Genomic DNA, 13664 nt, shown 5'->3' on the forward strand with positions numbered 1-13664 from the left:
TAATTTCGCAAACCTTATTGGTTAAAAGTTTTAAACTCCTGATATATCTGAAGTATTGTTTTTTTTAAAACGGGATGTACCATATCTGGCGCTATTTCAACGAGAGGTTCCAGCACAAATATTCTTTCATGCATCAAGGGATGAGGAATTTTTAGTTGATCATCTTCCACAATTCTGTCGCCAAAAAGCAAGATGTCGATATCTATGGTTCTAGGTCCCCATTTTTCCTTACGTATCCTGCCCATACGCAATTCTATATGCTGAAGTTTTTCCAGCAATTGGTGGGGTGTTAGTGCTGTTTGCAATTCAAGAGCCGCATTTAAAAACATCGGCTGTAGAGGTCCCCCAAGAGGGGCTGTTTCATAAAAGCGCGAAATTTTTAAGGTGTGAATATCTTCAGACGCACTCATATACTCATAAGCGTTCCTTAAATTTCTCTCCCTATTGCCCAAATTCGCACCTAAAGCAATATATACCGTTTCAAGCACCCTATTATTTCCCGTTTCCGTTTTCTATTTACTCTCCTAAAAAAACGGAGAAAGAATGTTTCCATGCTTTTTATGATACCTTTGCAGGAAAACGCCATGCAACCTTTCTGTGGGTCGTTATTTTGATATAAGAACCGCTGGTAAAGCAAAATGCCTTTTTCAATTGCTTTAAATGTTAACAAAATCCAGCACGTATCAAAAGTTTATTCATGCGTTTTCATAAAAACATCAAAATCTCATGCCTTTTTCAAAAAACTAAATTGTTACAAATATTCACTAATTGCCTTTTTTCAAAAAACCGAAAAAGTACCCTATGAAAACAGCACCAATTAAGAAGGCAGGAGTAGCGAAATTATTTCGCTGTTTTTTTATCCCGGAATGCATTCTCCGAAAAAATTTCGATTCTTTTGTTTTTCCCCTAGGTGTTTTAAATAATCAACTATGCCTGCCATAAGAGGATTACATCCGTAAATCTTTTGTAGCTATTAAGTTAAGAAATCGGCAAAAATATGGATTTTTTTAGGCACGATGATTGCTTATTACAAAACGCAGATATCGTATTTATATTACATTTTAGACTAATCAGGAGGTGCAGTGGGAAGAGATTCAGTGGAAAGGTTATTTTGTTATTTGAGATTATTTGGACTATTTACTTTTTTAACTTAGTTGTAAGGAGCGTAACGTAATGGCAACAGCAATGGCAGAAGCGTGGATGAAGACTTTTCCAATGGAAGCAAAAAATAAAAGATCGACAGGCAAATCATCCCGTATCCTGGATGTGCCGGCATTTAATAATGCATGGAATATTTACAGGGATACGAGTATGGATATAATGAAGCGATTTGAATATATGTCGAAATGCCTGGATTTCAATGACAAGGATACTGCGGCGATTAAGCAATCGGTAGAGGAATTTGTTGCGCCAAATCTGGAGAAAATCCTTGATCATATCTATTGGGAAAAACTGGTTAATGACCCATGGTTGTCAAGATGGTTTATGGATGAAACAGGGAATATCTCTGATGAATACGTAAAGGTGCGAAGGGCAAGACAAAAAATATTTATCCTGAAAATCGTTGAATGCAAGTGGGATGAGGAATTCTGGAATTATGTGAGATGGGTTGGCGCAGTGCATGTTCCGATCTTTGGAAATGAGGATTTGTACATACCCATGAGACTAAACCTGGCACTCTGGGGGTACATTCATCAATACTTGTTTAACCTTTTGGCAGAGGCATATAAAAGTGAACCGGAAAAACTACAGAAATTTACTACCGCATGGACAAAGCTGTTTTGGTTGATAATTGATGTGTATCATATTGATTATTTCGCGCCATGGATGTAATGTAGGCTGGTTGTAAAGGCAAAAGAAATACGGAGAGCAGGATTGTGACACCCACTTCGTTTTTTGAAATATCTCCATAAGAACAAAGTTTTACAGACCTGTGTAAGGGACAATGCATTTGCCGGTATGGACAAGGGAACCTCGTAAAATACTGCAACCCGCGACACCATTCCCGGCAAATGCCTCTTACCCCTATAAGATGGCACGCCAGAAGCAGGCATGAGAACAGTTTTCAGTCTGCAATCCTCAATCTGCAATTTGCCGACTGTTGTTGCCGACTAAGGTGCCGGCGTTGCGCCCTGTTGCCCCATATTTTCTTTGCCGTTTGCCATATCTTCTAATTCTTTTGACATGCCTTCAGCAAGAGACCTGCCCATACCTTCACCGCTATTTTTCACTGCCTCTCCAATGCCTTCTATGACTTCTCCCATAGCGCCTCCAAAAACAGACATCATGGTAAGATCGGCATCCACTTTCCATTGATTTTTTTCTTTAACAAGGATTGTTTGCAGTGGAATACTTATTTGGGATCCATCCTTTTGTGTATTCAACATGGTTTCTATTGTTGCCTTATCATTGTCAGCAACGATATCTCCAAAAGTTACATGGTTGCTACTGTCATCTATATTTTTGTTGATGGTCAAATTTTTCCCGCTTGCCATGGTTGCAAAAGTCTTTGCGGTGTCAAGGTCATTTTCTAACAATGCGTCCCAGAAACCCGCGGCAATGTTTCTGACAACGGCATGAATCGTTTCGTCATGGAAACTCCCGTCAGGGGCAGATGTGCGCCTGTGCCCTGCGTTATCATTGTAACTAACATCTGCTTCCTTTCGTCCTCCGGAAATTTGATTATGTTCTGAACCGCCGGCACTTGTGTTTGAAGAGTCAGGGAAACTCTTGCTGAGGTAAGCGACCTCCTCTTCCACGGAGCTAATTTTTTGCATAAGAGCATCCTGGCTGTTTGCGAGTATCTCTATTTCATTATGCATCATGTTTACATCTTTAACGAGAATGGTGACGGATTTGGACAAATCATTCATTCTTTTTTCCAGCATCTGTGACCGCGTTTCATCATAAATGCTTTGTTTTTGCAAAGCGCTGCAACCAAAAATAAAAATTATTGGTAGGCAAGGAGTTATACGTTTAATCCATTCTATCTTCATGGTTTATTGTGTTTAGAAAGGGTTGAGGCGATTACGCATTGCTTTTATAAAAACGAACGCGTAAACAGAAATTATTTATAGTCAGCCTGGTTTCAGGGGATGAGGCATTGACCCGATTCATACGCATACGCAAATTTTTTTTAGTTATTTTTGCAAATTATAATAAAATAACTAATAATTAGGGACTTTTACCATATTCCTTTTAAAAACACAATGAAAACATCCAGGCAGGGGGGGCGAAGCATTTGCCTGTATAGAAGATAAGGACGTAAAATGTTGTACACGCGCTAACCCTGTGCTTCAGTAATTTCTTTGCATTTTTTTGCAAAATTTTTAATGGTGAAATCCGAAAATACGAATCCACCCTCTGCACCCCAGCCAGCGTGGGACATTGTCTCCCTTTGGAGGCGATAAGGGGGAAGGATTTTGGAATTTGTTTCGTATTTCATATTTTTTGCTTATTTTGGTGCTGGCTATGCCAGCTTAGGATGAGGAGTGAACAATGGGAAAATGCCTTGAGACGTTTAACGGTTATGTATGGGGCTTACCTCTTATGGCGCTCCTAGTGGGGACAGGACTGTATTTAACGTTTCGGTTATTGTTTGTTCAGCTCAGGGGGTTCACTCACGGAATAAAAGTGCTTCGGGGTAACTATGATGATGTGCGGGATCCGGGGGAAATTACCCACTTTCAGGCGCTTACCACAGCCCTTTCCGCGACCATTGGCACCGGGAACATTGTCGGAGTAGCTGCAGCAATATTGATGGGAGGGCCTGGCGCCGTATTCTGGATGTGGATTACCGCACTTGTCGGCATGGCGACAAAGTTTACCTCCTGTTCGCTTGCCGTGCATTTCAGGCGTATTGATGAAAACGGAGAGGCGCATGGGGGACCCATGCATTTTATTGAGATTGGCATGGGAGCAAAATTCAAATGGCTTGCGGTGTTATTTGCCTTCTTTGCGATTATGGCAAGTTTTGGCAGCGGAAATATGTTTCAGATCAATAATGTTGTGGTAAGCCTGAACGAACTTATTCGTGGCAGCAGCGAGCCAAACCTATTGTTTAATATCATTGTGGGGTTTATTATTGCGATACTGGTGGGTCTTGTAATTATCGGCGGGATTAAAAGTGTGGGACGTGTGGCCTCAAAGATTGTTCCATTTATGTGTATCTTTTACGTTATCGGCGGGATTATTATTTTAGGCATACATTATTCAGCAGTTCCCTCCGGATTGTATACGATATTTTATTATGCCTTCCACGCCCCTGAGTCGATAGCGGGAGGTATACTTGGAAGTGTGATTCGCTCCGGAGTTTCCAGGGGGCTTTTTTCTAACGAAGCGGGACTTGGTTCCGCCGCGATTGCGCACGGGGCGGCAAGGACAAAGGAACCTATCCGGGAGGGGCTTGTCGCCATGCTTGGCCCGTTTATTGATACTATTTGTATTTGTTCCATGACGGCACTCGTTATCATTGTAACAGGCGCCCATGAGGTATGTCATGTAAAAGGTGAATTAACCGGCATGGCGTTTTCGATGGGCATTGGCAACAATATAGGCGCGAAGTTTGTCGCCGCAAGCATCATATTCTTTGCGTTTTCCACCCTGATTTCGTGGTCGTATTATGGCGACCGTGCAGCAGACTACCTTTTTGGAAAGAAGGCCGTTCATCTGTACCGCATAAGCTACCTTGGATTCATCCTCCTTGGCGCCACTGTGAAAATAGACCCCATTATCAATTTCTGTGATTCTATGAACGGCCTTATGGCAGCGCCAAATCTTATAGCGCTTACGGTGCTTTCCCCTGTAGTTGCTTCTCTTGCGAAGGATTATTTCAGACGGATGAAGTCCCCAAAAGAAAGGGTGGTGTCATTAGGATTAGATGCTCCGGCAAATTAGATCGAAACCCAACGTGAACATTTACAGCATTTGATTTACGATTTACTTAGTAATTTTTTTCCGGAACATGGGGTATAAGACAACAATATCCTTACAGCCTTTATTGCCTATTCTGCATTGCCACCCTCTAATTCATCATGCCGTTTCTTTGAACACCGATTCGCCTTCTTTTTATCTTGACCCCAAAATTTGTTTTATCTCTAAAAAATTACTGCCAAAGGCAACCTAATTTCAGAACACAGGCTTAAAGAGAAGTTTGTCGATGTTGATTTAGCAGCAACCATGATGGAAATGCGTAATTCCGATTTTTTCCATTGTTTTTTGTCAGCCGGGGACATTGTAAATGGCGGATTATTGCTCCTTAAAAATCGATTGCAGAATTTATGATTAATAATTACAATGGCGAACTCAATTGATAAAGTCGAAATTTCCGCAGTTTAAAAAAAACATGTGCCATAAGTTGTTAGTATGATTAAATAGAATTTTTTAAAAATTTTGGCAAACATGGATTTTTCAACAGAGCCTATACAGGTATATTGAGGGATAGATGATATTTTTAATATTATTTGATAGAGAGTGGCTATTGTCCATATTGTTTGGCACAAGCTTAATATTGAATATAAAACAATTCGAAACTATTCATTAGTAATATATTAAGCAACCGAAATACAACAGGCCTGAAGAGCAGAAAGCATATAACCAGGACTGCACCCCTGGCTATATACACTAACAGCCTTTCAGTCCTAACCTTGAAATTCCTAAACGTTAAACCATGGCTTGCAAGCCTTAACCCGTATGAAAAACCGTAGTTTCCCAGATAAATATGTTTCCAAACTGATAATTCGGCAGGCTCAACACAGGGTTTGAGAACAAGCGTGGGTGCGGCTTTAATGTTTACGCTGAATAGTTACAATAATTCAATAATTTTGAACAATTGTTTAAAAAAAGGAGTTTTGAAAAAATGTCATATATACCGAAAGATAATAGCGAAAAGAAAAAACCATATAGGACAAAGAAGAAAAAAAAATTTATCTACATTACCATTGCTTTAATATTTATTGCAATACTGATTATTTTGTTGCGCAGAGATGCACCGCCAATACTTGAAATCTCTCCAATCAGTTTGAATTTTGGAGACAAACAAACAGAGATGGAATTTACTATTAAAAATACGGCAAAGGCTGAAGGTTTTTTTCGTCCGGACGTTAAAAATCTAAATTTTGAAATCGAGAACAAAAAAACCCCCCATTGGCTTACCATTAAACCTGTAACCGGCGCTATAAAGGAAACCCCGGGAAAAATTAGCGTAAAGATAGATAGAAACTTGATGTCCTATGGTAGTTCTATGGATGAATTAAGGATTTTCACAAATGCAGGGGATGCTAAAGTTCGAATACTAGTGCAAAAAAGTGAAGAAAGATTAACCCTTATATCTCCGGCAGCAAGCACTTCATTATCCGTAGGTGATAACAGGTCAATAGAATGGACGGCAACTTCAGGCGTAAGCGAAAGTGTAAACATTTTTCTCTATTCAAAAGAAGAAAAAATTGGAACCATTGCGGACAATTATAATTTCAGGAAAGATGATACTTCCAAAGGATCATTTCTCTGGAAAGTTGATGATTTTATCCGGGAGGGGGATGATTATGCAATTCGGGTAGAAGATGCCGGAAATCCGGCATTATTTGATGAAGTCCGTCCCATAAAGATCCTACAGCCTGTTCGGAATATAAAGATATTAAATCAAACAACAGACCATCAGATTCCCAACACGATACAATTTATATTCTCATTAAGAGACCAGAGCAATCACGCTATTTTATTTGACCCTAATAAAGTTGTCCGGAAAAACATAAGGATTTGGGAAAACGGAACGGAGATTGATTATCTGGAGAGCCATGCACTTCTTTACACACAAGACGATTTTCAATTACAGGTTATGATAGTTCTGGACTATTCAGCATCAATGTATGAAAAGAACGGGGATATTACCCGGATGGCACTAAGCGCTAAAGATTTAATAGAAAGTCTTAATGATACACATCAGGTAGGTGTGGTTGAGTTCCATAGACCCGATGAACCTCCTGCAATTCTACAAGATTTTACGACGTATAAGAATGCCGCCATAGAAGCCGTTAGCCAGTTTAGTTCCGGCAAGATTTACCGGGATTTTTCGAGTTGCTGGGATGCGGTGCTAAAAGGATTAAAACAATTCCCGGAAAAACCAGACCCAGATATTTTTAAAACCCTCGTGTTTTTATCTGACGGATTTGACAACAGCAGTTTTAGTACTCCCGGGAATGTTATATCCCTGGCAAAAGAGAGAGACGTTCACATCTATATACTGGGAATAGGGAGAGGCAGCGAAGAGGAGGTGTTAAAAAATATCGCACTGGAAACCGGAGGTACTTATGTTCATGCTGAAAATATAGCCGTATTCCGAGAAAGATTTAAACAAACAATCAAAGATATAAAAGGTCAATATAAAATAAAATATATTACTCCCAAAAAACCGGAGGATGGAAAATTTATTGTAAAAAACGAAATTACTTACGGTGGCATTACCGGCACACCTTTATTGCATGACGAAGTAGAACCTTCTTCTATCTTTGGGAGGACTATAGAAGGAATCATACGCTTTTCCACACCTTCTGTTATTAAATATAATCAGGCAGAAATATTTATATGGTGCGAACATGTACCAAGGTATATCAATGAATTTCGCTTTTGGATAGGGCTGGAGAAGCCTTATAACGTGATACTTACATCATCTTATGATGGTGGACTCTGCCAAAATTGGATATTAAGCAAAGATCCTGATGGCTGGTACCGTCTATCATCCCCGGACAAAACAGACCCCCGCTATAACCTTGAATTTGGAGACTTCGGAACTCTTTGTAAGATAGTGGTTGCCGATATTAATGAGAAAGGATTTGCCATTCCTTTTAAATTGGATAATTCAATCTATGATATGGGGCAAGTATTTCATGAGGAGGGGAAAAGATCTCAGTCAAAAGATTTTTCTACCATCATTTCCGTTGGAAATACCGTTGAATGGATACCATAAACCCATATGCTAAATATATATTTAGTTCCTTATCGGCAGTTGGCAGATTGAGGACTGTTTTTCCGCCACTCTTTAACCTCCCGCAACATAAGGGTGAACCTTTTCAAGTATTTTAGTGTTAACCCAACTTCGACAAGCAGAAATCGTATCTCTTTTGATGTCAATGTATTAGAACTTTAGCCCTTCATTTTTCGACACTACATCTTTGATATTAAATACCGCATGGGGCGGAATTATGACGACAATGAATAGGAAACGCAAATGTGTGTAATTTGTGCATGGATACATAACGTGGAAACGTGCGAATGTAGGGGCGAAGCATTTTCCGTGACAAGGTACAAGCACAATTTGATGGGTGAGGAAAATGCTTCGCCCCTACGTTATCAAATTACGATAAAATGCCGTTTGATCTTTACGACACATTTTTTTTAAGCTGTTGTATCTTGTCTCTTAATTCCGCCGCCCTCTCAAACGCCAATTCCTCGGCAGCTTTCAGCATTTCGGCTTCCAATTCGTTAAGGTACTCCTGGGTAATGTATTCTTCTTCGCTTTCCGCAACGGCTTCATAGACTATCTTATGCGAAGAAATATCGGACTCTATCCCCTTTTTGATTTCCTTTTGTATTGTAGCGGGAGTAATATTATGTTCCTTATTATATGCGCTTTGAATTGCCCGGCGACGGTTGGTTTCGTCAATTGCCCGCCGCATGGATTTTGTTATTTCATCTCCATACAATATCACCTCAGCATTGACATTCCGGGCTGTCCTGCCAATGGTTTGTATAAGGGAGGTTTCCGAACGGAGAAAACCTTCCTTGTCCGCATCAAGAATAGCCACCAAAGAAACCTCGGGTAAGTCTAATCCTTCCCGTAACAAATTGACGCCAATTAATACATCAAACGTCCCCATTCTCAATTCCCTGAGAATAGTGACTCTTTCTATGGCATTAATCTCGGAGTGCAGATACATACACTTAATCCCCTCTTCCTTTAAATACCCGCTTAAGTCCTCCGCCAGCCGTTTTGTCAATGTGGTGACAAGCGTCCGTTCTTTTCTCAAAGTTCTTTTTTTAATTTCCGTTATCAAATCATTGACCTGTGTTTTTGCAGGTTTTACGTAAATTATCGGATCCACAAGGCCGGTAGGGCGAATAATCTGTTCCACGATATTGTTTTGAGATTTTTTCAGTTCGTAAGGGCCGGGGGTTGCTGAAACAAAAAGTATCCGCTGAATCCTTGATTCCCACTCATCAAACCTCAGCGGACGGTTATCAAGGGCGGATGGCAGCCGGAAGCCATATTCAACCAGCGTTTCTTTACGCGCCCTGTCCCCATGATACATGCCGGCAATTTGAGGCGTTGAAACATGGGACTCGTCAACGATAAGGAAAAAATCTTTCGGAAAATAATCAAACAGCGTATAAGGCGGCTCCCCCGGCGCTCGCCCGCTTATGTGCCTTGAATAATTTTCAATTCCATGGCAATACCCTATTTCCAGAAGCATTTCAATATCATACCGCGTCCGCGCTTCCAGGCGCTGCGCCTCCAGCAATTTGTCCCGGGAACGAAGTTCCTTAAGGCGGTCATTTAATTCAGCGGTAATTGATTGTACAACACGTTCTATTTTCTCTTCCGGCATGACAAAATGCTTTGCAGGATAAACAGAAACCTCTTTTATTTTTTGCAGCGTATTGCCTGTTAAAGGGTCTATCATGGAAATCTTATCCACCTCATCCCCGAACAATTCCACCCGGTACGCAAACTCTTCGTAAGCGGGAAACACTTCAATAACATCCCCCCGCACCCGGAATGTTCCGCGACTAAAATGGCTGTCATTCCGTTCGTATTGAATACTGATAAGTTTTTTTAAAACAGAATCCCTCTCAACTTCATCGCCCTTGTTGAGATGCAGATACATTTCCCGATATTCTTCCGGGGATCCAAGACCATATATACATGAAACGCTTGCGACAATAATTACGTCTTTGCGCGACATAAGGACACTGGTCGCCGCCAATCGTAACCGGTCAATTTCCTGGTTAATCGTTGCCTCTTTTTCGATATAAATATCACGCTGCGGAATATATGCCTCGGGTTGATAATAATCGTAATAACTCACGAAGTACCCCACCGCATTTTTAGGGAAAAAATCCTTAAATTCGCTGTAAAGCTGCGCTGCAAGGGTTTTATTGTGGGTCATAACCAGTGTCGGTTTTCCTAATGCAGCAATGACATTTGCCATAGTAAATGTCTTGCCCGATCCTGTAACGCCAAGCAATGTTTGAAATGTGGCGTTTTTCCTGTAATTTTCCACCAGTTTGCGGATTGCCTCCGGCTGGTCGCCTTTGGGTTCGAAGGGGGAGATTAATTCAAAATCATGCATAAACACATACTTTCCAGCCGTTTAGCCCGGAAATTAATTTTCCTGTTCCTTTACAACCGTTTTCGTTAGTTGGCATTTCATTCATGATTGTCTGATACATGCGCGCTGCCGGTGCCTGCTATCGCGCAATCTTTTAATAACGCTATTATCTTCTTTCCTATGCCGTCGATGCGGCTCAATTCATCCAAACTCTCAAATCTGCCATATTTTTCGCGATAGGCAACAATTGCTTTTGCCTTTGCCTCTCCTACTTTTGGCAATAATAACAATTCATACCACGGGGACTCATTAATATCGATTTTTGTTTTCAGGTCTTCGGGGGTAAGAACGCTTACGATTTCCGTTTCCGGCAACCACCAATGGTAATCTCTTCCCGCCTTTATTGCAATTCCGGCAAATAAAACCGTTGTAAGAAAAAAGATAATAATAAGTTGTTTTTTTGCAGGTGAAGATTTATTTGGCTGTTTTTGCGCATTTTCCATAATAACAATACCATGATTTTGGATAAAAAATACGAAGCACGAAGCACGAAGCACGAAATACGAAACAATTTCAAATGACAAAAAACCCAATGCTCCAAACTTCCGGAGTTGTTTCATTGGGATTTTGTATTTTGGAATTTGTTTCGTATTTCGAATTTGGTTGCGGCCCGTAGAGACATGGCATGCCATGTCTCTACGGGCTCCCAAATGCACCAGCCTAACATTTCCCTCCCCAGTGGAGAGAATTAGCGGGGCTGAATATTTCAGAGACGGAAACCGCCTTGCTGAAATAGTGTCCCTGCCCGTAGGCAACTCCAAGATCCTGAAGCAAGGAAATGGTCTGTTTATTTTCTACAAACTCAGCTATGATTTTTTTATCGAGTCCGTTTCCGATATCTGCAATTGCCTTTACAAAACATTGGTCAGTCGGATTGTCAGGCAGGTTGCGAATAAAACCCCCGTCAATCTTCAGAAAATCCACTGGAAGATGCTTGAGGTAAGCAAACGAGCAAAATCCGATTCCAAAATCATCAAGCGCAAACCGGAAGCCCTGGTTGCAAAGGTCATTCATAAAGTGCCGGGCGTACTCTATATTTTCCACGATGGCGCTTTCCGTGACCTCAAATGTTATGTATCTCGCATCTGCCTGCGATGCGGACAACTCCTCTTTAATAAAAGAAAGCATTCCCGCATCGGTAATTGCTTTACCGGAAAGATTGATTTCGAGCACTGTTTTTCTCTCCTGCATATTATATTTGACAAAAAGCCTGAAGGCATTGCGCACTACCCAGCGATCAATATCGAGAATAGTGCCGTGTCTCTCGGCATAGGGGAGGAATTCTGCGGGTAGTATCAATTCTCCATTCTCGCCGACCATACGCAACAACGCTTCGTAGCCGAATATCGCGTTGCTCCGCAAATCTACTATAGGTTGTAGGTATATCTCAAAATCATCTTTTCCCAAAGCACTACGAATTCGCTTGTCCCACAAAAACCTGGATTCGATATTGTGTTTCTGTTCCATGGAAAATATGCAGCACTGGTTCTTGCCCGCCTCTTTTGCTCCATACATGGCCATATCCGCGCAGGCAAGGAGCGCATCAGCCTCAAGGCTGTGATCGGGGAAAAGCGCTATACCCAGGCTTGTTGTAATATTATGTCCGCGTTCATTCAACACCCGGAAATGTTTCTGCGCTGACTGTGTTATTTGTTCTGCAAAAGACCGGGCGTGATCAACGTTTGTATTGGGCAAAATAACGGCAAATTCATCGCCGCCAAGCCTGGCAATTATGTCGTTCGGGCGTACACGTTCTTTTAAGAGTATTGCAAACTCGACCAGTATTTCATCGCCCACCTTATGGCCAAGCGTATCATTAATATATTTAAAATTATCAATATCAAGAAACAACAACGCCCCACCCGTGTTGTATCGTTTGCTGTATCCAAGCCAATATTCCAGTTCCACCTGAAACCGGCGCCGATTAAAGAGGTTGGTAAGGGGGTCGTGTTCCGCCATGACGACCAGCATCTCCTCAAACTTCTTTCTTTCGGTAATATCCTCTATGACTCCGATAAAGTTTATAATGTATCCGTCATCGCCCCGCACTGCAGAAATGGTTACCTGTGCAAAAAATTGTTCACCATCTTTTCTGCTATTAACCAATTCCTTTCGCCATATTTCACCGGAAAGCACCATTGTAATAATATTTTCGTGTCTTTCGTCGGACATATTGAATAAGAGCAGGTCAAATAATTTATTCCCCAGGGCTTCTTCCCGTGCATAGCCTGTGACCTCCGTAAACTTGGGATTAACATGCTCTATAGCGCAGGCAACATCGGTAATGACAATTGCCGTGAAACTCTGTTCCACGGCCTGGGACAATTTCAGAAGCTGTTCCTTTGCCCGTTTATGATCGGCGATTTCGGCGGTTAGATGGTTGTGTGAGTTTCTCAGTGCATCAGTCATCTGATTGAAATTATCGCACAATTGCCCTATTTCATCATTATGTGAAGCGTGTACCTTACGGTCAAGATTTCCTCCGGCTATCTCCAGGGTAACATGCGTCAGATGCTGCAAAGGAGACACGATATATTTTGTCAAAAGCAACATAATGCCGAGACCTCCAAAAACAATGCCGATACCTACCGGCATAATGCTGTATATGATAACACTGCGTATTTTTTCATCTAACCTGTGGGTGGATAACAGCACCTGCACGAACCCTTTCGGCATATTTTTCCTGTGGACCGATTCTTCGCTTAGTATCTGCTCCGCAAGGCCCTCGCCTGAAAATACCTGCCTTTCGCGGATAGGGGTAAAATATTCATAGAATCTTTTCCCGGATACGGTGATTACCCTGTAGTCTTTATCAGAGGTATCGTCCTGATGGTTCCTCCCGGGGATTTCGTTTGTTTCAATATCCAGCCACGTTGCTTTGTCTTCAAAGAGCTTTTCCCTGTCATTTGAAATGCTGATGTAGCACACGACGTTTTCCCTGTCAAATTCCTTTATCCTTCTTACCGGTGACGCAAAGAGCAATGGCTGTTCATATTCCAGGGCATATCGTATTTCATTATCCCTGCTAAACAAATTAACCAGTGTCTCTCCAAAATACCTCAGTTCCACGCGGTATCTCTTTTTTGAGTAAAAAAAGAATGACATGCAACTTAGGGCATCAATGATAATGATGATTCCGCTTATAAATAAGATGAGTTTTATCCGAATGCTCATTTTTGTAACAATTTAGTTTTTTGAAAAATCAGTAACACTTTAATATTTTGAAACCGTAGGGGCGAAGCATTTGCGTGTTTGGGCATGAACGCATTATACCAGTTA

Annotated in this window: 8 protein-coding genes; 3 read left to right on the plus strand and 5 right to left on the minus strand. The window is 41.3% G+C overall.

Annotation, left to right across the window (positions count from 1 at the left end; all coding sequences use genetic code 11):
- Positions 1-14: 14 nt before the first annotated feature.
- Positions 15-488 (minus strand): 2-amino-4-hydroxy-6-hydroxymethyldihydropteridine diphosphokinase, encoded by a 474-nt coding sequence (folK, locus tag QZT26_RS05505; protein ID WP_164994379.1) that lies wholly within the window; start codon positions 486-488, stop codon positions 15-17.
- Between the two features lie 685 nt (positions 489-1173).
- Between folK and QZT26_RS05510 the strand changes: the two genes are divergently transcribed.
- Entirely contained in the window at positions 1174-1833 is a 660-nt protein-coding gene (locus tag QZT26_RS05510; protein WP_099325098.1) for a protoglobin family protein, read from the plus strand.
- Positions 1834-2111: 278 nt separating this feature from the next.
- On the opposite strand, the gene QZT26_RS05515 is transcribed toward QZT26_RS05510, so the two are convergent.
- The gene (locus tag QZT26_RS05515) at positions 2112-2996 is read right to left on the minus strand and encodes a hypothetical protein (RefSeq protein ID WP_295101138.1); all 885 of its coding nucleotides are present in this window, start codon (positions 2994-2996) and stop codon (positions 2112-2114) included.
- 502 nt (positions 2997-3498) lie between these two features.
- On the opposite strand from QZT26_RS05515, the gene QZT26_RS05520 reads away from it, so the two are divergent.
- Both QZT26_RS05520 and QZT26_RS05525 read left to right on the plus strand, forming a co-directional pair.
- Complete coding sequence (locus QZT26_RS05520) at positions 3499-4896, plus strand: sodium:alanine symporter family protein (protein WP_295101139.1); 1398 nt, start codon at positions 3499-3501, stop codon at positions 4894-4896.
- 961 nt (positions 4897-5857) lie between these two features.
- Positions 5858-7963, plus strand: coding sequence for a VWA domain-containing protein (locus QZT26_RS05525; protein WP_295101140.1), 2106 nt, complete (start codon positions 5858-5860; stop codon positions 7961-7963).
- A 412-nt stretch (positions 7964-8375) separates the two neighbouring features.
- Here the strand turns inward: QZT26_RS05525 and uvrB are convergent, their stop codons facing one another.
- The 3 genes from uvrB to QZT26_RS05540 form a co-directional block, all read right to left on the minus strand.
- Positions 8376-10346, minus strand: coding sequence for an excinuclease ABC subunit UvrB (uvrB, locus tag QZT26_RS05530; RefSeq protein WP_295101141.1), 1971 nt, complete (start codon positions 10344-10346; stop codon positions 8376-8378).
- A 77-nt stretch (positions 10347-10423) separates the two neighbouring features.
- Complete coding sequence (locus tag QZT26_RS05535; protein ID WP_295101142.1) at positions 10424-10828, minus strand: helix-hairpin-helix domain-containing protein; 405 nt, start codon at positions 10826-10828, stop codon at positions 10424-10426.
- Positions 10829-11045: 217 nt separating this feature from the next.
- On the minus strand, positions 11046-13454 hold the full coding sequence (locus QZT26_RS05540) for an EAL domain-containing protein (protein WP_295101143.1): 2409 nt from the start codon (positions 13452-13454) through the stop codon (positions 11046-11048).
- Positions 13455-13664 lie beyond the last annotated feature (210 nt).

The sequence above is a fragment of the uncultured Candidatus Kuenenia sp. genome (assembly GCF_900696675.1).
GTDB lineage: Bacteria > Planctomycetota > Brocadiia > Brocadiales > Brocadiaceae > Kuenenia > Kuenenia stuttgartiensis_A.

Excerpts from the sequence above, each read along its gene's own strand:
- QZT26_RS05535 (WP_295101142.1), bottom strand. The coding sequence starts at position 10,828 with ATGGAAAATGCGCAAAAACAGCCAAATAAATCTTCACCTGCAAAAAAA.
- QZT26_RS05520 (WP_295101139.1), top strand. The coding sequence starts at position 3,499 with ATGGGAAAATGCCTTGAGACGTTTAACGGTTATGTATGGGGCTTACCT.
- QZT26_RS05510 (WP_099325098.1), top strand. The coding sequence starts at position 1,174 with ATGGCAACAGCAATGGCAGAAGCGTGGATGAAGACTTTTCCAATGGAA.
- QZT26_RS05525 (WP_295101140.1), top strand. The coding sequence starts at position 5,858 with ATGTCATATATACCGAAAGATAATAGCGAAAAGAAAAAACCATATAGG.
- QZT26_RS05515 (WP_295101138.1), bottom strand. The coding sequence starts at position 2,996 with ATGAAGATAGAATGGATTAAACGTATAACTCCTTGCCTACCAATAATT.
- uvrB (WP_295101141.1), bottom strand. The coding sequence starts at position 10,346 with ATGCATGATTTTGAATTAATCTCCCCCTTCGAACCCAAAGGCGACCAG.